General features: G+C 72.2%; 21 protein-coding genes. 6 read left to right on the top strand and 15 right to left on the bottom strand.

Going from position 1 to position 22,852, the window contains the following annotated elements:
* Positions 1-10: 10 nt before the first annotated feature.
* Together ACZ3TI_RS25450 and sigJ are read right to left on the bottom strand one after the other, a co-directional pair.
* Positions 11-838 carry a response regulator transcription factor gene (locus tag ACZ3TI_RS25450; RefSeq protein WP_465729926.1) on the bottom strand — a complete coding sequence of 276 codons (828 nt, stop codon included), beginning with the start codon at positions 836-838 and terminating at the stop codon, positions 11-13.
* 219 nt (positions 839-1,057) lie between these two features.
* Positions 1,058-1,972, bottom strand: coding sequence for an RNA polymerase sigma factor SigJ (gene sigJ, locus ACZ3TI_RS25445; protein WP_465729924.1), 915 nt, complete (start codon positions 1,970-1,972; stop codon positions 1,058-1,060).
* Positions 1,973-2,182: 210 nt separating this feature from the next.
* On the opposite strand from sigJ, the gene ACZ3TI_RS25440 reads away from it, so the two are divergent.
* A complete protein-coding gene (locus tag ACZ3TI_RS25440) occupies positions 2,183-3,238 on the top strand; it encodes an LUD domain-containing protein (protein WP_465729922.1) in 1,056 nt (351 codons plus the stop codon).
* A gap of 153 nt (positions 3,239-3,391) precedes the next feature.
* Here the strand turns inward: ACZ3TI_RS25440 and aspS are convergent, their stop codons facing one another.
* Together aspS and ACZ3TI_RS25430 are read right to left on the bottom strand one after the other, a co-directional pair.
* A complete protein-coding gene (aspS, locus tag ACZ3TI_RS25435; RefSeq protein WP_465729920.1) occupies positions 3,392-4,699 on the bottom strand; it encodes an aspartate--tRNA(Asn) ligase in 1,308 nt (435 codons plus the stop codon).
* 128 nt (positions 4,700-4,827) lie between these two features.
* Positions 4,828-5,535 (bottom strand): TetR/AcrR family transcriptional regulator, encoded by a 708-nt coding sequence (locus ACZ3TI_RS25430; RefSeq protein WP_465729917.1) that lies wholly within the window; start codon positions 5,533-5,535, stop codon positions 4,828-4,830.
* A gap of 115 nt (positions 5,536-5,650) precedes the next feature.
* Between ACZ3TI_RS25430 and ACZ3TI_RS25425 the strand changes: the two genes are divergently transcribed.
* Positions 5,651-6,322, top strand: a complete 672-nt coding sequence (locus ACZ3TI_RS25425; RefSeq protein ID WP_465729915.1) for a DUF4386 domain-containing protein — start codon at positions 5,651-5,653, stop codon at positions 6,320-6,322.
* 278 nt (positions 6,323-6,600) lie between these two features.
* On the opposite strand, the gene ACZ3TI_RS25420 is transcribed toward ACZ3TI_RS25425, so the two are convergent.
* The 6 genes from ACZ3TI_RS25420 to ACZ3TI_RS25395 form a co-directional block, all read right to left on the bottom strand.
* On the bottom strand, positions 6,601-7,134 hold the full coding sequence (locus ACZ3TI_RS25420; RefSeq protein WP_465729913.1) for a hypothetical protein: 534 nt from the start codon (positions 7,132-7,134) through the stop codon (positions 6,601-6,603).
* Between the two features lie 56 nt (positions 7,135-7,190).
* Positions 7,191-8,807, bottom strand: a complete 1,617-nt coding sequence (locus ACZ3TI_RS25415) for a hypothetical protein (protein ID WP_465729911.1) — start codon at positions 8,805-8,807, stop codon at positions 7,191-7,193.
* A gap of 49 nt (positions 8,808-8,856) precedes the next feature.
* Positions 8,857-9,213: a hypothetical protein gene (locus tag ACZ3TI_RS25410; RefSeq protein WP_465729909.1), complete on the bottom strand. Its 357-nt coding sequence runs from the start codon at positions 9,211-9,213 to the stop codon at positions 8,857-8,859.
* A 165-nt stretch (positions 9,214-9,378) separates the two neighbouring features.
* Positions 9,379-9,774, bottom strand: coding sequence for a hypothetical protein (locus ACZ3TI_RS25405; protein WP_465729907.1), 396 nt, complete (start codon positions 9,772-9,774; stop codon positions 9,379-9,381).
* 280 nt (positions 9,775-10,054) lie between these two features.
* The gene (locus tag ACZ3TI_RS25400; protein WP_465729905.1) at positions 10,055-11,125 is read right to left on the bottom strand and encodes a serine hydrolase domain-containing protein; all 1,071 of its coding nucleotides are present in this window, start codon (positions 11,123-11,125) and stop codon (positions 10,055-10,057) included.
* Between the two features lie 57 nt (positions 11,126-11,182).
* Complete coding sequence (locus tag ACZ3TI_RS25395; protein WP_465729903.1) at positions 11,183-11,854, bottom strand: DUF4097 family beta strand repeat-containing protein; 672 nt, start codon at positions 11,852-11,854, stop codon at positions 11,183-11,185.
* A 243-nt stretch (positions 11,855-12,097) separates the two neighbouring features.
* Between ACZ3TI_RS25395 and ACZ3TI_RS25390 the strand changes: the two genes are divergently transcribed.
* The gene (locus ACZ3TI_RS25390) at positions 12,098-12,832 is read left to right on the top strand and encodes a GbsR/MarR family transcriptional regulator (RefSeq protein ID WP_465729901.1); all 735 of its coding nucleotides are present in this window, start codon (positions 12,098-12,100) and stop codon (positions 12,830-12,832) included.
* A gap of 221 nt (positions 12,833-13,053) precedes the next feature.
* Here ACZ3TI_RS25390 and ACZ3TI_RS25385 read toward each other — a convergent pair whose 3' ends face one another.
* From ACZ3TI_RS25385 to hisC, 5 genes are all read right to left on the bottom strand, one after another.
* Positions 13,054-13,662 carry a hypothetical protein gene (locus ACZ3TI_RS25385; RefSeq protein WP_465729899.1) on the bottom strand — a complete coding sequence of 203 codons (609 nt, stop codon included), beginning with the start codon at positions 13,660-13,662 and terminating at the stop codon, positions 13,054-13,056.
* Positions 13,663-13,673: 11 nt separating this feature from the next.
* Positions 13,674-14,888: an ABC transporter permease gene (locus ACZ3TI_RS25380; RefSeq protein ID WP_465729897.1), complete on the bottom strand. Its 1,215-nt coding sequence runs from the start codon at positions 14,886-14,888 to the stop codon at positions 13,674-13,676.
* Positions 14,885-15,688 carry an ABC transporter ATP-binding protein gene (locus ACZ3TI_RS25375; RefSeq protein ID WP_465729895.1) on the bottom strand — a complete coding sequence of 268 codons (804 nt, stop codon included), beginning with the start codon at positions 15,686-15,688 and terminating at the stop codon, positions 14,885-14,887. Before ACZ3TI_RS25375 ends, ACZ3TI_RS25380 begins: the two co-directional genes overlap by 4 nt.
* Before the next feature lie 2 nt (positions 15,689-15,690).
* Positions 15,691-17,127 carry an efflux RND transporter periplasmic adaptor subunit gene (locus ACZ3TI_RS25370; protein WP_465729893.1) on the bottom strand — a complete coding sequence of 479 codons (1,437 nt, stop codon included), beginning with the start codon at positions 17,125-17,127 and terminating at the stop codon, positions 15,691-15,693.
* Positions 17,128-17,427: 300 nt separating this feature from the next.
* Positions 17,428-18,507, bottom strand: a complete 1,080-nt coding sequence (gene hisC, locus ACZ3TI_RS25365; protein WP_465729891.1) for a histidinol-phosphate transaminase — start codon at positions 18,505-18,507, stop codon at positions 17,428-17,430.
* Between the two features lie 345 nt (positions 18,508-18,852).
* Here hisC and ACZ3TI_RS25360 point away from each other — a divergent pair, with 345 nt between their 5' ends.
* The 3 genes from ACZ3TI_RS25360 to ACZ3TI_RS25350 all read left to right on the top strand — a co-directional run bounded on the left by ACZ3TI_RS25360 (position 18,853) and on the right by ACZ3TI_RS25350 (position 22,769).
* On the top strand, positions 18,853-20,010 hold the full coding sequence (locus tag ACZ3TI_RS25360) for a LacI family DNA-binding transcriptional regulator (protein ID WP_465729889.1): 1,158 nt from the start codon (positions 18,853-18,855) through the stop codon (positions 20,008-20,010).
* Positions 20,011-20,708: 698 nt separating this feature from the next.
* Complete coding sequence (locus ACZ3TI_RS25355; RefSeq protein ID WP_465730201.1) at positions 20,709-21,656, top strand: metallophosphoesterase; 948 nt, start codon at positions 20,709-20,711, stop codon at positions 21,654-21,656.
* A gap of 228 nt (positions 21,657-21,884) precedes the next feature.
* Positions 21,885-22,769, top strand: coding sequence for a hypothetical protein (locus ACZ3TI_RS25350; protein ID WP_465729887.1), 885 nt, complete (start codon positions 21,885-21,887; stop codon positions 22,767-22,769).
* The last annotated feature ends 83 nt before the right edge of the window (positions 22,770-22,852 follow it).

Below are 22,852 nucleotides of genomic sequence, written 5' to 3'. Positions count from 1 at the left end.
TCGGTACCGGTCAGCCCTGCGGGGGGCGGCGCAGGGCGTAGCCGATGCCGCGCACGGTGTGGATCAGCTTGGGGCCGTGCGCCGGGCCGGAGTCGAGCTTGCGGCGCAGGTAGGAGATGTACGACTCCACGATGGAGAGGTCGCCGCCGAAGTCGTAGGCCCAGACGTGGTCGAGGATCTGCGCCTTGGAGACCACCCGGCCGACGTTGGCCATCAGGTAGTGCAGCAGCTTGAACTCGGTCGGGGAGAGCGCGACGGGGACGCCGCCGCGGGTGACCTCGTGGGCGACGGGGTCGAGGCTGAGGTCGGCGACGACCAGTCGGCCGTCCTCGGCGGGCCCGCCGGCCCGGCGCAGGATGGCGCGGATCCGGGCGATCAGCTCCTCCAGGCTGAACGGCTTGGTGACGTAGTCGTCCGCGCCCGCGGCGAGGCCCTGCACCTTGTCGCCGACGCCGTCCTTGGCCGTGAGGAAGAGCACCGGCAGGTGGTCGCCGGGGTGCCCGTGGGCGGGCCCGGCTATCTGACCGCGGCTGGTGCGCTCGCGGAGCTTCTCGACGACGGTGAAGCCGTCGAGGTCGGGGAGCATCACGTCGAGCACGACCAGGTCGGGGCGCTCGGCGGCGATCAGTTCGAGCGCCTCGGTGCCGCTGGCGGCGGAGGCGACCCGGAAGCCGGAGAAGCGCAGCGAGGCGGAGAGCAGTTCGCGGATGTTGGGCTCGTCGTCCACGACGAGCAGGAACGCCTCGCCCTGGCCCCCGGCCACCGCGGAGCCGCCTGGTGTGGTGACAGTGCCTTGCACGGGGGTTTCGCCTCCCGGTCGGACGATGGCGTTCAGCATGAGGCTAGCCGTCGGAGGCTATGCGGCATGGATGAATGTTGGATTAACACCTTATCGGTCGGTTTGGCCGCGACAAGCCCTCAGACGGGCGCTCGGTGGTGTGCGTACGGGCGTGAACGCACCCGGCACGCCCCCGGGAGACTCTGCCCGCCCGCGCGCGACGGCCGGTATGACGCACCTCACTCCCGCACGGGCTCACTCCGGAACGCCCGCACGGGCTCAGTCCGACCGGGCCGGGACTCCGCCCGCCGGCTCCGGGTCCGTCCACGGGCGCAGCTTCTCCGGGTTGCGCACCGCCCAGATGTGGGTGATCCGGCCGTCGGCGATCCGGAACGAGATCACCGTGACGGTGACGCCGTCCTGCTGGGCGACCAGTCCGGGCTGGCCGTTGACGGTGCGCTCCAGCAGCGTCGTGGCGGGCGCGATGCGGGCGAACTCCAGGTAGGCACGGGCGATCCGCTCGTTCCCCGAGAGCGGCCGCAGCAGCGCACCCACCAGGCCCCCGCCGTCCGCGACCACGGTGGCCCCGGGGTCGAGCACGTCCATCAGCGACTTCAGGTCCCGCGCCTCCCAGGCCCGCTTGAACTCCCGCACCACGCCCGCCTGCGCGCTCGTCGGCGCCGCCGGGGCCTGGGCGGTACGGATCCGGCGGCGGGCGGAGGAGGCCAGCTGCCGGCAGGCCGCCGGCGACCGGCCGACGATCGCGGCCACCTCGACGAAGGGGTACCGGAAGACGTCGTGGAGGATGAAGGCGACGCGTTCGGCCGGCGTCATGGCCTCCAGGACGACGAGGAAGGCCATGTTGACCGACTCGTCCAGGGTGATCCGGTCCGCCGGGTCCGCCGCCCCGGCCGTCGCCGTCGCGGAGGACGTCCACTCCCGCCGCTCGGGCAGCGGCTCGGGGATCCACTCGCCCACGTAGCGCTCCCGCCGCGCCCGGGCCGAGCCAAGGACGTTGAGGCAGATCCGGCTCGCGACCGTCGTCAGCCAGCCGCCGGGCGAGGCGATCGCCTCCCGCTCCCGCCGGGGCATCGCGTACCAGCGGGCGTACGTCTCCTGCACCACGTCCTCGGCATCGGCCAGCGAGCCGAGCAGCCGGTACGCCAGATTGATCAACCGGCGGCGCTCGCTCATGATCGCGCCCGGTCCCTCGCCTCGCACCCGTCCCCACCCACCCCTTCGTCGCGCCTGCGTCGTGCCTTCGTCGTGCCTTCGTCGTGTCGGACTCCTTACTCATATGACATGACGATGCTCCGGAATGTGACGTCCTCACCGCAGCCTCACATTCCGGACCGCTGATTTGTCATACCGGGCAGAGCGAAACAACGGAGACGGAGGAACCCGATGAACGACTTCCAGGCGACCGCCGACCGGGTCGAGATCCAGGCCCTGCAGAGCGAGTTCACCGACGCGGTGATGATGCGCGACCGTTCCCGCCTCTCGCGGCTGTTCACCCCGGACGGCGCGCTGCGGATGCCCAACGTGCCCATCGAGCTGGTCGGCATGGAGCAGATCCGCATCGGCGGCGAGAAGCTCCAGGAACAGTGGGACTTCTTCATCCAGACCACCCACCCCGGCGCGATCCTGATCGACGGCGACACCGCGACCGGCCGCGCCTACATGCACGAGGTCGTGCGCCTGAAGAACGGCATCCAGGGGCTCAACTACGCCGTCTACCACGACCGTTACCGGCGCACCGAGGACGGCTGGCGGATCGCCGAGCGGGTCTACGAGGTGCGCTACCTCGACACCACCCCGCTGACGGGCTCCGCGCCGCAGTCCACCGCACCCGTCGGCTTCGCCGACCCGGCACCCGCCGCCCGCCTGGAGCGGGCGGCCGCCGCACTGACGGCGAACGGCTTCACCGTCGAGGTCCTGGACGACGCCGCCGCCGCGCGTGCCCGGGTCGAGGAGCTGATCCCGGAGGGGGCGAGCGTCTTCACCGGCGCCAGCGAGACCCTCCGGCTGTCCGGCATCGACGGCGACATCAACGCCGGTGATCGCTACCGGTCCGTCAAGGTCCGTGCGCTGAGCATGGACCGGGCCGCCGAGGCGGACGACCTGCGACGGATCGTCGCCACCCCGGAGGTCGTCGTCGGCAGCGTCGCCGCCGTCACCGAGACCGGTTCACTCGTCGTCGCCTCCGGCACCGGCAGCCAACTGCCCTCGTACGTCGGCGGCGCCGGCCGGGCGATCTGGATCGTCGGCGCGCAGAAGGTGGTCCCCGACCTGCCCACCGCCCTGCGCCGCGTGGAGACGCACGCGCTCCCGCTCGAATCCGCCCGCGCCCAGGCCGCCTACGGACAGCCCAGCGCGATCAACCAGCTCCTGGTGCTCAACGCCCCGACCCGGATGACCCCGGGCACCGTCCTCCTGCTGCGCGAGGCCGTCGGGTACTGAGCAGCGGCTCAGGTCAGACGGCCTGTACGCCGGGTTCTGCCTCCTCAACCAAGGCTTCGGCACAGGAAGTCGGTCCGGCCGACTTCCTGTGCCGAGCCGCCCGAAAAACCACGACCCCTACGGTTCCCACGGCCCCTACGCCGCCCACGGCTGCTACGGCTCCAGGCGGTGCGGCCCCCGGAAGAGGAAGGTCGCCTCGCGGATCGAGGGCAGGCCGAGGGCGAGCATGAGCAGCCGGCCGAGCCCGAGTCCGAAGCCGCCGTGCGGCGGGGTGCCGTAGCGGAAGCAGTCCAGGTAGCCGGAGAGCGGGCCGGTGTCCATGCCCTTCTCGCGGGCCTGGGCGACCAGCCGGTCGTACCGGTGCTCACGCTGGGCGCCGGTGGTGATCTCCACGCCCTTCCAGAGCAGGTCGAAGGACTCGGTGACGGTCGGGTCGCCGTCCGGCCGTAGGTGGTAGAACGGCCGTACGCCGGCCGGGAATCGGGTGACGAAGACGAACTCGTGCCCGGTCTCCTCGGCGATCAGGGCGCACAGCGCGCGCTCGCCCTCGGGGTCGAGGTCGTCCTTCACCCCTTCCGGGTCCCAGCCGGCGGCCCGGAGCCTGGCCAGGGCGTCGGCCATCGTGATGCGGGGGAACGGCAGTTCGGGCACTGTCACCGGGGTGCCGAAGTGCTCGGCGATCGCCTCGCCGTGGCGCGCGGCCACGGCGGTGAGCACGCGGTGCAGCATCCGCTCCTCGAAGGCCATCACGTCCTCGACGCCGTCGACCCAGGCGATCTCGACGTCGACGCCGGTGAACTCGGTGGCGTGCCGGGAGGTGAAGGAGGGCTCGGCCCGGAACACCGGTCCGATCTCGAAGACCTTGTCGATGCCGCCGGCGATCGCCATCTGCTTGTAGAACTGCGGGGATTGGGCGAGGTAGGCGGTGCGCCCGAAGTACCCGACCTCGAACACCTCGGCGCCCGACTCGGAGGCCGTGCCCATCAGCTTCGGCGTGTGCAGTTCGGTGAACCCCTCCTCGGCGACCACCTCGCGCATCGCCTGCTCGACGGTGGTCTGGACGTCGAAGACCAGGTGCTGGGCGGGGCGCCGGATGTCGAGGAACCGCCAGTCCAGGCGCTGGTCGATGCCGGTCCGCTCGCCGATCGGCAGCTTCGGCTCGGCGAGCGAGACGATCTCCACACTGGTCGGGACGATCTCCAGGCCGCCCAGCTTCACCTGCGGGTCGGCGACCACCCTGCCGGTGATCTTCACGGCGGACTCGACTGTCACCCGCTCGAAGGCGGCCTCGATGACGTCGCCCTCCCCACCGCGCCGGTGGGTGACCTGGACGATTCCGGTGTGGTCCCGGACCAGCACGAACTGGATGCGCCGCTGCAGCCGCAGCGTGTTCACCCAGCCGTAGACGGTGACCGTCCGCTCGAGGCACGACTGGAGGTCTGCGACAAGGGTGCGCGTCATGGCGGGCAACTCCCTGGGTTGCGGGCGCGTTGGTCGCGCCGACGACGGGCGGTAAACGGCCGCCCGGGGGACGCGCTCACCCTAGGCGATCGGGCTCGCCGGAGTCGTCGGCATTTCCGTCCGCCCGCTCACCCGCCGTGCGAGGTCCAGCCGCGCTCGTGGAGTCGCGCGAACCCGTCGAGGAGCAGGTCGAGGGCGAACTCGAACTCGAACTGGTCGTCGCAGCCGTCACCGACGACGGACGCACCGTCGTGGGCCCGGGCGGCCGTGGCGATCTCGGCGATGTGCGGGTACCGCGCCGCCATACCCTCCAGCGCGGCAGGCTGCTCCCCGTCATCGACGCGCGGGGACGCACTCGGGGAGGCCGGGAACAGCTCCTGGGTGAAGCCCCAGACCCGGCTGCCCAGCGCGTGCATCGCGTGGTGGGTGAGGTCGACGGACAGTCCGCCCCTCCTGAACGTGCCGATCACGGAGTCCAGGTAGCCGAGCACGGCGGGCGTCGGGGTGCCGCGGGACTCGATGACGCGCAGGGCCCACGGGTGCCGCAGCAGCGCCAGCCGGGCCGACAGGACGCGCTCGCGGACCGCCCCCCGCCAGTCGGGGCCCTCGGACGGGGCGTCGATCTCCCCGACGACCAGCTCGACCATGCCGTCGAGCAGCTGCTCCTTGTTGGCCACGTGCTTGTAGAGCGCCATCGGCACGACCTGCAGCTCCTGGGCGAGGCTGCGCATGCTCAGCGCCTCGATCCCGGACCGGTCGGCGCGCGCGACGGCCGCGCGCAGCACGCGGTCCCGGTTGAGCGGCTTCCGGCGCTCGGTGTCTGCCTGTGGGGCCATGATCCCGCCGATCTCCCGTGATCTCCCTTGACAAGTGTACGGGGTACACCTTAGCGTCCAAGCCGAGGTGTACGGCGTACACCTGCGACCCTTCCCCTCGCCGAAGGAGCCCCCAGTGGCCTCACCGAGAACGCTCGCCAGAGGTGCAGGAACGTTCTTCCTCGCCACCCACATCACCTCGATCGGCGGGCTCGTCCTGTACGGGCCCGTCCTGAAGACCGCCGACTACGTGACCGGCACCGGCCCGGACACCCGGGTACTCCTGGGCGCCCTGTTCGAGGTGCTCCTCACCATCGCCATCGTCGGGACCGCGTTCACGCTGTACCCCGTCACCCGACGCCACGACGAAGGCCTCGCCGCCGGCTACCTCGCCCTCCGCACCCTGGAAGCCGCCGTCATCGCGGTGGGCATCGTCAGCCTGCTCGCGGTCGTGACGCTCCGCCAACACCCGCCGACCGGAGCCGACCCGGCGTCGCTCCTCACCACCGGCAGGGCCCTGGTCGCCGTCCACGACTGGACCTTCCTGCTCGGCCCCGACTTCATCTGCGGAGCCAACACGGCGGTCCTCGCCCTGCTGCTGTACCGCGCACGGCTCGTCCCGCGCTCCATGGCGGCCCTCGGACTCGTCGGTGGCACGCTGATCTTCGCCTCCGCGGCCGCCGTCCTCTTCGGCGCCTACGACCAGGTCTCCGGATTCGGGATGCTCGCCGCCGTCCCGGTCTTCGCCTGGGAACTCTGGCTCGCCGTCCGCCTGATCACCAAGGGTTTCACCCCGCCGGCCACCTGACGGTCGTGGTGTCAGTCCGTACCGAAGTGATCGTGGAGCGGGCCGCCGGATCGGCGTCCATCAGTGCGCGAGGGGCCGCACGGGCAGGTGGTTCGTAGGCCTGCGCAGGAAGTCGGGCGGGCCGACTTCCTGCACGGGGTGGGGCTTCAGTTCTTGGGGAAGGCGGCCCTCAGGATTGCGGTGGGTCTGTCCACACGGCCGGGTGGGTCCAGACCCACTCCTGGACGACATGCCGGCGGCCCCTTGCCGTGGAGCAAGGGGCCGCCGGGACGGGGAGGCTAGCGCGCGGCTTCCGAGCGGCCGGCCAGCAGGACCGAGCCGAGCAGGAGTGCGCCGGGGACGATGCCGGCGACCACCGCGATGACGGGGGCGGAGGCGCCGCAGGCGGCGAGGACCAGGCCGGCGACGCCGCAGACGGCCATCGAGGCGGCCAGGACGTGCAGTGCGGGCCGCTTCCAGACGACCGCGAGGCCGAAGAAGTGCACGCCGACCACGAAGGCGATCCAGGCGACACTCGCGCGCGGGGTGTGCAGCACGTTGCTGATCACGAACAGGCCGGCCCCGAGGCCGACTACCTCGGCTGCCACCACGTACCAGTAGCCGCGTCCGAAGCCCGGGCCGCTCGGCGGTCTGTTGTCGGCGGTCGTGGGTGCGGCGGCGCGTCGACCGGCGAGCACGATCCGGAGGAACGCGAGGATGGCGAGCACGCGCAGCGGGGCGGCGACGGCGGTCGGCAAGGTCCCGGCGTTCATCTGGACGAAGGCGAGCCCGAAGCCGCCGCCGATGAGCCTGCTGACCTGATCTTTTGTCATGATCGTCAGATCTACAGCATGGAGATCATCCAACAAAACGACTTCGGTCCCCGGCCTCAGGGACGAACCGGGACGGGCGGGACGAGCGAGGGAGGCGAACAGCCCGGACTCGTGGCGCAGACGGCGAGCGTCCGAACACCCGCCCCCTCCGCAACCCGGACCTGCCACAGGGACGCATAGCTCTGGCCACAGATCGCACAGGCTCCGTGGGACGACGCGGGCGTCTCCCAGGACGGCGGAGGCGGCCCGAACGCCCCTGTCACCCGCCCGACCGCCGAGGTCACACCCGTCCTCGGCGCCGACGACGGCTCAGCCGGAGCCGACGGAGGAACAGCCGGAACAGCGGGCGGGGCGACGGGAACAGCGGGCGGAGCCGCAGGAACAGGCGGGGTAGCGGGCTCCGGACCGGACAGCGGCATCGGGGGAAGCGAGGGCGCCGGCGGCGACGCGGGGACCGGAGGCACCGCGGGCATCGCGGGCATCGCGGGGACCGGAGGCACCGCGGGCATCGCCGGAACCACCGGCACCTCCCGCCAGATCGCCACGCCCCGCACCGGATCCCGGTAGTCGTACTCGCACTTCGCACAGGTGAGCAGGACGGAGTCGCTGCACATCTCACCGCACTTCGGGCAGAAGGTCACCGGCCGCTCGTCCGCGCTGGTGCTCTCGCACCTCCCGCAGACGAAGTCCGGCTCCAGCTTGGCCTGCCGGAAGATCGTCCCGAAGACCGTGAACGGATTGGGCTCGCCGTGTCCGGACAGGCTGACCAGGGAGGCCAGGAGCTTGAGGTTCCGGTTCTTCTTCCGCAGCCGTTGCAGGTCCAGGTTCACCACCTTGGGGTGCAGGCAGTCGCTGCACACGCACAAGGTCCGCACCGGCAGTTGCGACCGGATGCCGAACTGCTGGTAGAGGAACTCGAAGGTCTTGCGGCGCCCCTCCGGCACGTCGATCTGCAGGCTTCCCCGGCCGCCCCCGCCGAGCCGGACCTCCACCGAAGCCGCGAACTCCTGGACCTGGGCGGCCAGTGGCGCCGGAAGCCGGCCCGGACGGGCGCCGATCATCACCGGAATGGTCAGCAGGGCCCGGACGGAGCCCATGTCCAGGACGGCGATGCCGCCCGGCGCAGCGAACACCACGTGCTCGTAACCGCTCCACCCGGCGGGCGCGGTGGACTGCGGCCTGCCGGACAGCCGACCGGAGATCAACGCGGCCGCACCGCCGACGATGCGCTGCCCCGCGGCGTGGCCCCGCTCGACGGCCTCGGAATTCGGCCCGCGGAACCACCAGCGGGGCACCGGGAATCCCGTCGCGGCCGCCTGCGGATCGAGCCCGCCGAGCGCCCGGTCCAGCTCCGCCAACAGCGTCTCGAACGCCACCCGGTAGGGCTCCTGCACCCCGACCACGACCATCGACACCGCCCGGTCGGCCACGTGCAGGGCGAGGACACAACCGCCGCCCGCCTCGACCGCGAGGTCGATCCGCACCGCCACCGGCACCTCGTCCGGCAGCAGCATGACCGAGCGCACCGCCGATCCGCGTTGGGCCTCCACCACGGTGGCCCACTCCGCGGTGACGCGGAACCCCTGCCGCCGCAACACCTCGACGGCGACCGCGCGCACGCGTGCCGAGTCGACCCCGACGCGCCGTTCCGCGTCCAGGATGATCGAGGGCATCACACCTCCACGAAGCGCCCGGCGGGGCGTGGTTCCGCGCGGACGGGCTTCAGTACGAGCCGTCCCCGTACGAGTCGCCGAAGGAATCGCTGTACGAGTCGCTGTACGAGTCGCTGTGCGTGTCGTCGTCGGAGACCAGCTCGAGGGCGGCCTCCTGCCCGTCCGCCTCCAGTTCGGCCCCGATGGCGGACGCGTACAGGGCCTCCTCCGCGTCGGCCGCGTCGCTCACGACGAAGGAGTCGAAGTCGCCGTACTGCGCCTCCTCCAGGGCCAGTTCCGCCTCGATGAGTTCCATCGCGGCCTCCTGCACGGCGAGTTCCTCGTCGCTCGTGTCACCCCCGAGGCCCGCCGGGTCGTCGCCCGACCCGTCGTCGCTCGACGCGAGGAAGTCGTCCCAACCGCTCATCGTCCCCCCAGAGAGGTCATCACCCAGCCCCGCGATCACCCCCGGGCGCTGATCGCGTCCAGGCTAGTGGTTCGCCGCCCCCCGGTGGAGGGTTTGTGGCGATGACGGTGCCACAACGTGCCTGCGCAGGAAGTCGGATGGGCCGACTTCCTGCGCGGGGTGCCCTCAGGACCGCTTGGGGAAGGCCGAGGTGCGGGTGAGGACGGCGACCGCGAGCAGGGCGAGGGCGGAGAGGCCCTGGAGGACGGCGTACCAGGCGGGGCAGAGGCCGGGGATCAGGTCGACGCCGATGAGAGCGATCGGCATGATCGTGCACACGGTGCGGAGCCGGTCGAAGTCCCGGTAGGACCCCTCGGCGGCGCGAGTGGCCATCCGGAGCAGCAGCGGGGTGACCGCGAGGAGGATCGCCCCGCGGAACCACATGAACGAGGTCGCCTCGTGCCCGGTGAACGCCATCACGGCGACGGTGGCGAGGACGATCGCGCTGATCGCACCGAAGAGTGCGATGCACTTCCGCACCGTGGTGAAGCGGTCCTGGGCCCGGTCGGTCGTGGTCGCCATGGTTCTTTTCCCTCCGTGTCGTTGTGGATACGACGCTACGGAGCGAACGCCCGCCCCCATACGGGTCCAGCCGTACGGAGGGGTGGGTCCAGCCCCACCCGTGCTCCGGGGCGGCACGGCCTGGACCGGGATCAGCCGGCTGTCGGCCATCAGGGTCCAAGGGCCGCCTCGCCCTGCCCACCCGCTGGCGTGCCTGGCGAAGCGGCCGAGCCCGCTCAGGCGCACCCCGGTCGGTCCGGACGCCACGTGCCCGGCCTGTGAGCCTCCCGGTGCCGGGCGGTCAGCAGAAGACGGCCTTGATGAGGGCGTCCAGCGCCTGGGGGATGGTCTCGGCCGGGTTGGTGGCGGCGTCGCCGGTGGTGAGTCCGGCGGTGAGGGTCTTGCTGCCGTCGGGGGTGCTGATCATCAGTGCGCCGTAGCCGCCGGGGGCGCCACCGTTGTGGTGGACGATGGTGATGCCGCCACTGTCGGGGCCGAGGTCCTGGATGAACAGGCCGAGGCCGTAGCCGAGCATGCCGTGGGGGGTGCGCATCTCGTCGAGCAGGGCGGCGGGCAGGAGCCTGCCGCCGAGCAGTGCGGAGAAGAAGGTGTGGAGGTCCCGGGTGGTCGAGATCATGTCGCCGGAGCCGATGAGGAGGGAGCTGTTCTGGCGGGTGACGTCGACGACCTTCCACTGGTCGCCGTCCTGGTAGCGGTAGTAGCCGTGGGCGTGCGGCGCGGGGAGCTCGGGTGAGTCGCCCGGCACGAAGGTGTCCCGCATGCCGAGGGGTGCCAGGATCCGGCGCTGCATCTCCTCGGCGTAGGAGTGGCCGGCGACCTGCTCGATCAGGAGCACGGCGAGGGTGTAGTTGGTGTTGGAGTAGCTCTGGTCGGCGCCCGGCTCGAAGCGGGCGGGCTTGGCGAGGGCGAAGCGGACGAGTTCCTCCGGCCGGTAGGTGTGGAAGCGGTTGTCCACCCAGTCCTTGCCGATCGAGGGGATGCCCGGGACGAAGGTGCCGTCGGGGTCGAGCTCACCGGTGCAGTTGTAGACACCGCTGGTGTGCTGGAGCAGCATCCGCACGGTGATCCGCCGGTCGAGCCCGAACTGGGGCAGGTGGTCGGCGACCGGAGTGTCGAGTGTGATGGCGCCCTCGGCGACCAGGTGCAGGACCAGGGCGGCGACGAAGGTCTTGGTGCTGCTGCCGATCCAGAACCGGCCGTCGGTCCGGGGCTTGGCCGTCTCGCCGAGCTTGCGGATCCCGGCGCTGCCGGTCCATTCGCCGTGCTCGTCGTTCACGCGCATCTGTATCCCGGCGAAGCCGGCGTCGACGAAGGACTGGATGGCGTTCTGCAGTTCGGGGCGGTCGTTCACGGTCGGTTCCTCGTCTTCGCGGGAGCTTGGCTGGTGAGCGGCTGGGTTGATGGGGGGTCAGAGGCTGCGGGCGGTGATGTCGCCGTAGGCGGTGGTGGCGTGGATGGCCAGCTCGGCGTCGGGGCCGGCGCTGTTGTTGAGGCTGTTGTGGATGCGGCCGTAGGTGGTGCCGGCTTCGACGGTCGCGGAGGTGCCGCGGGCAGCGCCTACGGTGATGTCGCCGTGCTCGGTGCGCAGGGTGACGATGCCGCGCACGGCCTCGGCGATCTGGAGGTCGCCCTTGCGGGTGGCGAGGTGGGCGGGGCCGCCGAGGCGGCCGACGGTGATGGCGCCGTCCTGGAGGGTGAGACGGGCGCTCGCGGTCTCGTCGAGCTTGACCGTGCCCTGTGCGCCCTCGAAGGTCACGTCGCCGAGTCGTCCGACACCGCGGAGGTCGGCGCTCGCGGCCTTGGCCTCGATGCGGGAGCCGGCGGGCAGCTGGACGGTCACCTCGGCGAAGCCGGAGTTGCCGAGGATCCGGTTGGCCGCGGCCGGGGTCTCGATCCGCAGGACACCGTCGGTGTAGGCGACCTCGACCCGCTCCGCGGCCTTCACGTCGCGGCTCTTCGAGGAGTCCACGGGGAGGACCTCGACCGTGGTGTCCGCCCGGTCGGCGGCGATGAACCGGATGCGCCCGGCGGGGACGTCGAGGACAACGGCGATCGGGGCGGGGGTGTTGAACGTGTGCATCGTGCTGCTCCTTGTTCCGCGGTGCGGGCCCCTTCGGCCCGGCGTTTCCGACATGAGAAACGCTACGTTGCATTCAAGGTTCAGGCAATGACGCCGTTGCGAGAAAACATCATAAGTGCAGGTGAAAGCGAGGAAATCGTTGCACTGGCCCTGAAGAGAATGCAACAATCCCACTCAGTCCGTTGCAATGGAATGAAGATGAACGCTATCCTGGGGTCACCACGGACCACGAAGGAGGCCACGATGCCGGGAGGCAGGCTCACCCAGCAGGAACGTCAGCAGATCGCGCTGGGACTGGCCGACGGCCTCGCCTACGCGGAGATCGCCCGACGCCTCGACCGCCCGACCTCGACGATCACGCGCGAGGTGATGCGCAACGGCGGTCCGACCTCCTACCGCGCCGACCTCGCCCACCGCGCAACCGAGCACCGCGCCCAGCGCCGCAGGCAGGCCGCGCCCCGAGGAGTGGAGGCGCCCCCGCAGGCCCACGGGCGGGACGCCGAGGCGGTACGGGCGTACGAGGAGGTGTTCACCACCGTTCTCATGGCGTCGGGAATGCCCAAGATGACGGCCCGGGTGATGGCCTGCCTCACCCTCACCGACTCGGGCAGCCTGACCGCGTCCGAACTCGCCCAGCGCCTCCAGGTCAGCCCGGCGTCCGTCTCCAAGGCGGTCGCGTTCCTCGACAGCCAGGGCCTCGTCCGCAGGGAACGCGACGAACGCCGCCGCGACCGGTATGTCGTCGACGACGACGTCTGGTACCAGTCGATGATGGCCAGCGCCCGCTCCACCGCCCAACTCGTCGGAACCGCACGGCAGGGCGTCGGTGTCCTCGGCGCCCGGACCCCGGCCGGCGCCCGCATGGAGAACATCGCCCGCTTCCTCGACTTCGTCTCCGAGAGCATCGCCCGCGCGGCCGAACAGGCCCGCGAGATCCTCCACACCAAGGCCGAAGAGGCTTCGGACAGCGCGACCTGACTCACGTTCACCGGCGGCCCCTTGCGGGGAGCAAGGGGGCGCCGGACGACTCGCTAGGCGGTGGCAGTGAGGTGGTCGAACTCGCCCGCCTTCGCACTCTGGAGGAAGCCGGCGAACTTGAGGCCGGGACCGGGACGAGGCCTGGGAGCGGAGCTGAGCACACGCGGAGGCCCTCACCCGAGGATCGGGCGAGGGCCTCGCGGGCGTCCGGCGGGTCCGGGTCAGCCGCCGGACGGGTTCCGGTTTCCGCCTCCTCCGCCGAAACCACCCCCGCCGAAGCCGCCTCCTGCGGCGCCTTCGACGAGCTGGCTGGCGGCGTAGCCACCGTTGGCGTCGGGGGTGCCGACGACGGTCACGCTCTGGCCGGGCTGCAGGTCGCTGACCTTGCCCTCCTTGTTGAGCTGGACCTTCGTCGCGTCGCCGGTGGTGACCTTGACGGTGTTGCCATTCGAGTCTGTCAGGTACACGACGTTGCCGTCCACGGCTTTTACGGTGCCGCGCGCGAAACCGGGCTGTCCGCCCTGCCCCTGCCCACCACCCTGACCGCCCTGCCCCTGCCCGCCCCGGCGGCCGCCCTGCCCGTACCCGGGCTGAGCCGCGCCGGCACCACCAGCGGCAGCAGCAGGCCGGGACGACTTGCCGCCCGACGACGACCCGTGGTTCTGCTGGAACCACACACCCCCCGCGAACGCCCCCGTGGCGATCACACCGCCCGCCAGCACCAGGCTGAGCCAGGGGAGCTTGCGCCGGGGCGGCGCGGCCAGCTCACCGCTCACATCACGCGCGTCCGGCGCGGTGGCGAGCAGGGCGATCCGTTCGTCCTGGTCCATCGGGTGATCTCCTACTCGTGCCGGAGGGCGTCGATCGGCCGCAGCGAGGCGGCCCGGTTGGCGGGGTAGCTGCCGAAGAAGAGCCCGATGGCGACGGCGATGCCGAACGCGCCGAGCACCGATTCGGGGATCACCACCGGCTTGATGCCGACGATGCTGAAGTGCGAGCCGGCGATCCCGGCGGCCACGCCCAACCCCGCGCCGATCACCGACAGCAGCGTCGACTCGGTCAGGAACTGCCCGAGGATGACCGCGCGCGGCGCGCCGAGCGCCTTGCGGATGCCGATCTCCCTGGTCCGCTCCGTCACCGTCACCAGCATGATGTTGGTGATCCCGATGCCGCCGACCAGCAGTGAGATCGCGGCCACCGCGCCGAGCAGCACCGTGAAGGTCTTGGTGGTGCTCTCCCGCGCCGTGAGCAGGGAGGCCTGGTTGGTGATCCGGAAGTCGGCCTTGGTCGGGTCGGCGATCGCGTGGGTGCCGAGCAGCACCCGGGTGATCTCGGACTGCGCCGCCGTCGTGGTGTCCGCCGAGGCGGCCTGCACCAGGATCTGGTTGACCGGGCCGAAGCCGGTGAACGCGTTCTGCACGGTCGGCAGCGGGGCGATCACCACGTCGTCCGGGTCGGTGAAGCCGCTGCCGCCCTTGGCCTGCAGCACGCCGACCACGGTGAACGGGGTGCCGCCGAGCACGATCTGCTTGCCGACCGGGTCCTCGGTGTCGAACAGCTGCTTCGCCGTGGTGGCGCCGAGCACCGCGACCTTGCGCGAGCCGAGCACGTCGTCGTTGGTGAAGTACTCGCCGTGCGCGACCTTCTGGTTGGCGGTCTCGAAGTACGCCGGGTAGGTGCCGACGATGGAGCCCGGGCTGTACGAGATGTTCCCGTACAGCGCCGTGCCGCTGGTCGTGACGACCGGTGCGACCGACTTGATCGCGGACGCGGCGTCGGCGTCGCCCGCCAGCGCCTTGGCGTCCGCCACCGTGAGCTTCTTCACCGAGGAGGCGGCCCGGGCACCGCCGGCCGCCGAACCGGAGCTGACGGTCAGCGAGTTGGTGCCGAGCGAGGTGATCGAGTCCTTGACCGCGACCGACGAGCCGTTGCCGACCGCCAGCAGCAGGATCACCGAGGCGACGCCGATCAGCACGCCGAGCATGGTGAGCGCCGAGCGCACCTTGTTGGCGGCGAGGCCGCCGACCGCGAAGCGGAGCGTCTGCCAGAGGATCATGCCGACACCTCCAGGTCGCACAGGGAAGGCGGCGGCCCGTCCACCGGGGCCTGCCGGACGTCGCTCACGATCTGCCCGTCGACCAGCCGCAGCACCCGCTTGGCGTGCCGGGCGACCTCGTCCTCGTGGGTGATCAGCACGACCGTGCGGCCGGTGGCGTTGAGCCCGTCGATCAGGGCCAGCACCTCCTCCGTCGAACGGCTGTCGAGGTTGCCGGTCGGCTCGTCGGCGAGCAGCATCGCGGGTGCGGTGACCAGCGCCCGCGCCACCGCGACGCGCTGCTGCTGGCCGCCGGACAGCTCGTTGGGCTTGTGGCCGGCCCGCGCGTCGAGGCCGACGAGCGACAGCGCGGCCAGTGCCCGGCGGCGCCGCTCGGCGGCCCGGACGCCCGCGTAGGCGAGCGGCAGCTCGACCTGGGCGAGGGCGGTGGTGCGCGGGATCAGGTTGAAGGACTGGAAGACGAAGCCGATCTTGCGGTTGCGCACCAGCGAGAGCTGCTGCTCGTCCAGGTGGCCGACGTCGACGCCGTCCAGCAGGTAGCGGCCGGAGGTCGGGACGTCGAGGCAGCCGAGGATGTTCATCAGGGTGGACTTGCCGGAGCCCGAACTGCCCATCACGGCGACGTAGTCGCCCTCCTCGATGTCCAGACTGACGCCCTGCGGCTCGCCGGTCTGCGGGTCGTCCGGGCCGCGCAGCGCGTGCACGGTGGCGTCGCCGTGCCCGTACGACTTGGTGAGCCGGCGGATCCGGATCACCGGCACGGGAGCTGCGGCGACACGCTTGTCGATGACGTGACGCATGCTCAGCCCCGACCGCCCCGGCCGCTGCCCCCGGCACCGCCCGCACCACCGGCGCCACCACCACCGCCATTGCCGCCGGCGCCCGGGAAGACCCCGGCGCCGCCGCCGTTGCCGCCCCGGCCGTTGCCGCCGGCGCCCGGGAAGGAGCCGTTCGGGAAGCCGTTGCTGCCGCTGGTGGTGGGAAGTTCGACCTTGTCGCCCTCCTTCAGTCCGGAGACCACCTGCACCGTGCTGTCGCCCTCGACGCCGACCCCGACGGTGACCCGCTCGGTGCTGCCGTCCTCGTGCACCACGGTCGCGGTGCGGGAGGTACCGGTGCCGGACAGGGCGGAGGTGGGCAGCGAGAGCGCGTTGTCGGCCTCGCCGGTGATCACCTGGACGGTGGCGCTGAGACCGGTGCGCAGCGTGCTGGTGTCGCCGCTCAGCTGCAGGGTGGCCGCGTACTGGACGGCGGAGGAGCCGGCCGCGCCGCCGGATCCGCTGCCGCTGGGCAGCGAACTGATCGACAGGACGGTGGCGTTGAGCTTGGTGTCGGACTTCGCGTTCAGCGTGACGGTGGCCGCCTCGCCCTTCTTCAGCTTGAGCGAGTCGAGCTCGGAGAAGTTCGCGGTGACCTGCATGCCGGTCGGGTTGGTGAGCACGATGAAGCCGCTCGGCGTGCCCGAACTCGCGCCCGCACCGGTGGACTTGGCCGAGGCGGAGGAGGACGAGCCGCCCGAGGCGCTCGCCCCGACGGTGTCGCCGACCTTGCCCGAGATCGAGGCGACCGTGCCGTCCACGGTGGCGGTCAGCGTCGTCCCGGCCAGCGCCGCCTGGGCGTTGGAGAGGTTGGTCTGCGCGGTGGCGACCTGCTGCTGGGCCTGGGCCACGGCCGCGTCGTCGACCTTGGTGGTGGTGATGGTGGTGGTCTGCGGGGCGGGCGTACTGCTCCCGCCCGCCCCGCGTCCGCCACCGCCGTTGGCGGACCCGCCGCCGGTGACGCTGCCGGACCCGCTGCCGGACCCCCCGGCCGTCGGTGCCGGCAGCGGCTCGATGGTCGTGGTGGTGACCCCGGCCTGCGCCTTGGTGAGGTTGGCCTGGGCCGTGGTGAGGGCCGTCCGGGCCGCGTCCACCTGCTGCTGGGCCGCCGTGGTGTCGACGGTGGCGAGCACCTGGCCCTTCTTGACGGCGTCCCCGACCGCGACCTTGACCGCGGTGAGCTTGCCGCCGGTGGTGAAGTCCTGGGCCGCGTCGGTGGGGGACACCAGGGTGCCGGTTCCGGACACGGTGGCCAGGACGGTGCCCTTGGCGACCGTCGCCGTCCGGGCGGCGGGCTTGGCCGAGGCCGGGCCGGAGCTACCGCTGACCGTGGAGTACACCAGCGCCGCACCGCCCAGCAGGGCCACGCCGAGCGCGGAGTTGACGAGGACGGCACCGCGCCGCCGTGGGAGCACCTTCATGGCGGACAGCTTCCCGGGGTGCTCTTGCGGAGTCCTGGGCACCGGCTGGGAGAAGACTGACCGGCCGGATCCGGGCATTCCGGACAGACCCGCCGCTCTGCGCGGCCCGCTTGGCCGCCCCGTGGTCGGCCGTTGGCCGAACTCCCAGCAGGCTCCCAGCAACCCACAGCCATCCGGGAGCCGGCCGAGGACGAGCCGGGGCGCGCCGGTGGAGCGCAGGAGCACGAGGCGAGCGCGGGAACGCCGCAGGGGCGCGCCGTCCGACGGCGCGCCCCTGCGACTACGAGCAGCTCGGAGAGGTCAGAGCGACTTGCGGAAGGCCTCCGCCACCGACAGGAAGATCGAGTTGCCCTCGGCCTCCCCGATCGACACGCGGACACCCTCCGGGAACGGCCGCACGATCACGCCCGCCTCGGCGCAGGCCGCGGCGAACTCCGCCGAGCGCTCACCGAGCCAGAGCCAGACGAAGTTGGCCTGCGAGTCCGGGATCTCCCAGCCCTGGGCGCGCAGCCCGGCCACCACCCGGTTGCGCTCCTCGACCAGCGCGTCCACCCGCACCAGCAGCGCGTCCTCGGCGCGGAGCGAGGCCACGGCGGCGTTCTGGGCGAGCTGGCTGACGCCGAACGGGACGGCGGTCTTGCGCAGCGCGTTCGCCACCGGCTCGTGCGCGATCGCGAAGCCGACCCGCAGGCCCGCCAGGCCGTACGCCTTGGAGAAGGTGCGCAGCACGCAGACGTTCGGGCGGTCACGGTAGAGGTCGATGCCGTTGGGCACCTCGGCGTCGCGGATGAACTCGATGTACGCCTCGTCCACGACGACCAGGACCTCGCTCGGCACGGCGTCCAGGAAGCGCTCCAGCTCGGCGCGGTGGATCACGTTGCCGGTGGGGTTGTTGGGGTTGCAGACGAAGACCAGCCGGGTGTTCGGGGTGATCGCGGCGAGCATCGCGTCCAGGTCGTGGTCGCCGTTCGCGGTGAGCGGCACCGGGACGGGCGTGGCGCCGGCGACCTGGGTGATGATCGGGTAGGCCTCGAAGGAACGCCAGGCGAAGACCACCTCGTCGCCCGGGCCGGCCGTGGCGAGGATCAGCGACTGGGCGACGCCGACCGAGCCGGTGCCGGTGGCAATGTGCCCGGCGGGCACATCGAAGCGCTCGGCGAGCACCTCGGTCAGCTCGCTGACGCCCATGTCGGGGTAGCGGTTGAACGAGCCGGCCGCCGTGACCGCCGCCTCCAGCACGCCGGGCAGCGGGTCGTACGGGTTCTCGTTCGAGGACAGCTTGTAGGCGTCGGCGCCGGCCGGCTTGCCGGGCTTGTAGGTGGGGATGCCGTCCAGGGTCGGCCGCAGCCGCGGACCCTGCGCTGACGTACCACTGCTCACGGTCGTACTCCGTTTCCAGAACTTGCACAACTGTCCGGTGCCGCTCACCCGCCACGGGCGGGTCGCCCCCGTGCCCAGGATCTCCTGCCGCGCCCGGACCACCCCGGTCGGGTGCCTTGCACGATACCGACAGCCCTCACCCGTAGGAGTGAGATGCCCGGTCGGGTCACCGGCGCAGATCAGCCATTCTGCCGGGTTCCTTTGGCACATGTCAGAGGTAAGAAGCCTGGTTTCAGGCTGGTATCGAAGGGGCGCACCCAGGCTCACTCGTGGAGAAACGTATCTCCGAAGGCTCCCGATGCGCCGGTCACAGACCCTTGTCAGGAGCCATACGATCGGTCCGCCATGACAGCAGCAGCCAACCAGAGCGGTCGGCGCCCCACCACCTCACGGCGCCTGGAGCGGGCCGGCATCCGGGATGTGGCGGCAGCCGCCGGAGTGTCGATCACCACCGTCTCCGACGCGCTGAACGGTAAGGGCCGCCTGCCCGACGAGACCCGCAGCCGGGTGCGCGAAGTCGCCGAGCGCCTCGGCTACCGCCCCTCGGCGGCGGCCCGCACCCTGCGCACCGGACGATCCGGCCTGATCGGGCTGACCGTCACGACCTACGGTGAAGAACCGTTCACCTTCACCGAGTTCGCGTACTTCGCCGAGATGGCCCGGGCCGCCACCAGCGCCGCGCTCGGCCGCGGCTACGCGCTGGTGGTGCTGCCCGCCTCCTCGCGCCACGACGTCTGGGGCAACATCGCCCTGGACGGCACCGTGGTGATCGACCCGCCCGACCAGGACCCGCTGGTCAGCGAGCTGTACCGGTCCGGCGTCCCGGTGGTCAGCGACGGCAAGCCGGGCAACTGCCCGGTCACCGCCTGGGTCGACAACGACCACGAGGCCGCCGTGCTCGGCATCCTCGACCACCTCTCCGAAGCCGGCGCCCGCCGGATCGGCCTGCTCACCGGGACCAGCACCGACACCTACACCCGGCTCTCCACCGAGGCCTACCTCGGCTGGTGCACCAAGGTCGGGCAGGAACCGGTGTACGAGGCCTACCCGGCGCACGACCCGGCGGCCGGCGCGGTCGCCGCCGACCGGCTGCTCGCCCGCCCCGACCGGCCGGACGCCGTCTACGGACTGTTCGACCCCAACGGGACCGACCTGCTCGCCGCCGCCCGCCGCTACGGCCTGCGGGTGCCGGACGACCTGCTGCTGGTCTGCTGCAGCGAGAGCGACGTCTACGCGACCACCGAGCCGCCGATCACCACGCTCTCGCTCAAGCCGCGCAAGATCGGCACCACCGTGGTCAACCTGCTCATCGACGCGATCGAGGGCGTGGACTCCGGGACGGGCGTCGACATCGCCCGGCTCTTCCCGCCCCGGTTCCGCACCGCCGGCACCGGACCGCCGCCGGGCACCCTGATGCCGACCGAACTGATCGTCCGCGCGTCCTCCCAGCGCCGGAGTCCGCGCACCACCGTCAGCCCGCCCCGGCCCCCGGGTGAGGTCTAGACCGTCGACGTCGATCGGCGTCGACGGGGTGCCGGCCGGAGCCCCGCCCGGGACGCCGGTCGGCCCCCGATCGAGCGCCGGCCGGACACCGACCGGAGCCGGGCGAGCACGAAAGCAGCCCGGCCAGAGCTGACGAGACCATACCGAGCCGGGACAAAACGGACCTAGAGGACCGGCCCGGCTGACGCTCCGGAGGATTGGATGCCCACCAGGTGACGACGCCGGGAGAGTGGTCTTCCTATGATGGGCGAATGACACCCGAGGACCGCTTCCCCGGGCCCGAGCACCCCCACTCGGGCCCCCGCCACCAGCCGGACCTCGATGTGCTGCCGTACGGCACCTATTACGAACCCGAGCCCGCCCAGGGCTACCCGGCCGCCCCGTACGACGCCGAGACCTACAGCGGCTACGGCGGCGCCCGCTACCTGGAGCAGCACTGGACCGCCGACAGGCAGGGCCACACCGTGCACGCCCAGGGCCAGACGGTCGGCCAGGACCCGGCGTTCTCCCACCGGGACCACCCCGGCTACGACGACCGGCCCGGGTACGAGGAGCAGCGCCCGGGCTACGAGGAGCGCGCCGCGTACGAGGGCCAGGACCAGGCGGCCTACGAGGAGCGCGCGGCGTACGACGGCCAGGAGCACGCCGGGTACGAGGACAACAGCGGCTACGACGACCGCGCCGGCTACGAGCCGACCCTGCCCGACCAGCCCTCCCCGGCCCTCCACTTCGACGGCCGCGACGGCCGGGACGACCCGCCGACCATCGAACTCGGCCCGCCGCTGCCCGACCCCTCCGCCCCGACCTACCCGTACCCGGCCCCCGGCCCCGGCGAGCCCCCCGGCCCGGTCTACGTCGTCGGCGACGTGCACGGCTACCTCGAGGAGCTGCGCGCCGAACTGCACCACCAGGGCCTGATCGACGCCGACGGCCACTGGTCGGCCGGCCGCGCCCGGATCTGGTTCCTCGGCGACTTCACCGACCGCGGCCCCGACGGCATCGGCGTCATCGACCTGGTCATGCAGCTCGCCGCCGAGGCCGCCGCGGCCGGCGGCTACTGCCGCGCCCTGATGGGCAATCACGAACTGCTCTTCCTCGGCGCCGCCAAGTACGGCGACGAGCCGGTCCAGTCCACCGCCGGCACCGCCTCCTTCCTGGCCGCCTGGCGGCTCAACGGCGGCCAGCAGAACGACCTGGACCGCCTGGAGGCGCACCACATCAGCTGGCTGTCCCGGCTCCCCGCCATCGCGCTGGAGGACGGCCACCTGCTGCTGCACTCCGACACCACCGCGTACCTGGAGTACGGCGAGTCCATCCCCGACGTCAACGACGCCGTGCACGCCCTGCTCGCCGACGCCGGCGTGGACGAGTGGTGGGACTGCTTCCGCCGCTTCACCAAGCGCTTCGCCTTCCGCGGCGACGCCGGCCCGACGGCCGTCCACGAGCTGCTGGACACCTACGGCGGCAACCGGATCGTGCACGGGCACAGCCCGATCCCGTACCTCACCGGCGCGGTGCACGCGGACGACGGCCAGCCGCCGCACATCCCCGGACCGTACGTGTACGCGGACGACCTCGCGGTGGCGATGGACGGCGGCGTCACCATGGAAGGGCGACTGCTGGTCGCCCGACTGCCCATCAACTGACACCCTCCACCGAACAGTTGTTCCCGGCGCCCGGGCCGTCGCACGCGCGCGGCCCGGGGCGCGAAATTCCGGAAACCGACTGTCAGCCCGGGCACACCCACCCCTACCATGAGGCACACCACACCCGGCCGCCCGTCCGGCGGCCCGCCTCCGCGCCCGTTTCGGCGTCCTGAGGGCGCCCGCGCCCCCGGGGCGGAGCGAACCGGGGTCCGCACGAACGGGGTCCCCATGTCCAACCCCCCGCCGCTGCTCGCCGAGGACCGCCCGGAGTACGAGCGCCTCCTCGCCGAAGCCCTGCGCGACCGCACCGTCCTCACCGCCCTGCGCGCCCCCGGCGCGCTCACCACCCCCGAGCTGCGCATCCGCGCGCTGCGCGAGGCCGACGGCATCAACGCCGCGGCCGCCACCGAGTACGCCCACTACACCCGGCTGCGCGAGAGCCTGCGCACCACGCCCCCACCCCCGCCCGGCGTCGAGCCCACCGCCCCCGGCCTGCTCACCCAGCTGCGCTCCGCGAACGGCGGCGCCGGACTGTTCCCCGTCCTCACCGTGCTCACCCCGATCCTGGCCTGGGCCGCCGCCGTCTTCCTGCTGCTCATCGGCTACCTGCTGCGCGCCACCGACCCGGACCTCGTCCTCGGCCGCTCCTTGGTCACGGCCGGCTGGGTGGCGCTCGCCGCCGGTGTCGCCGCGATGGCCATCGGCATCGTCGGGCTCCTCCTCACCGCCATACGTGACGGCACCGCCGCCGCCCCGGCCGGCACCGACCCGGAGCTCGCCGCCGAACTCGCCGACGCCCGCACCGAATGGCGCACCGCCCTGCGCGACCGCGGCCTGCTGCCCTACCTGCACGCCGCACTTCCACCGGTGCCCGGGCCCGACTCCGGCGCCGTCCCCGGCCCTGACTCCGGCGCCGTCCCCGAGCCCCGCACTGCCGAGGGTCCCGACTTCAGCAGCCCCGGGTACACCTCCCCCGCCTTCACCAGCCCCGGCCCCGACGGCCTGACCGACCCCGAGGGCCGCACACCCCGCCCCGGCGCGTTCACCCCGCCCGACTTCACCGGCCCCGGCTACACCCCGCCCGCGTTCACCGGCCCCGACGAGGTCGGCTGAGCCACCGGGCGCCCGAACAGGCGCCCGACTCCCCCGGGCAGAGGCAGAGTTCGGCACCCGGGGGGATATCCCCACCCCCGGTC

Source organism: Kitasatospora sp. NPDC023120 (assembly GCF_055560835.1).
Note: the sequence above shows the minus strand (reverse complement) of the source record. Positions and strands in the feature narration are given on the sequence as shown.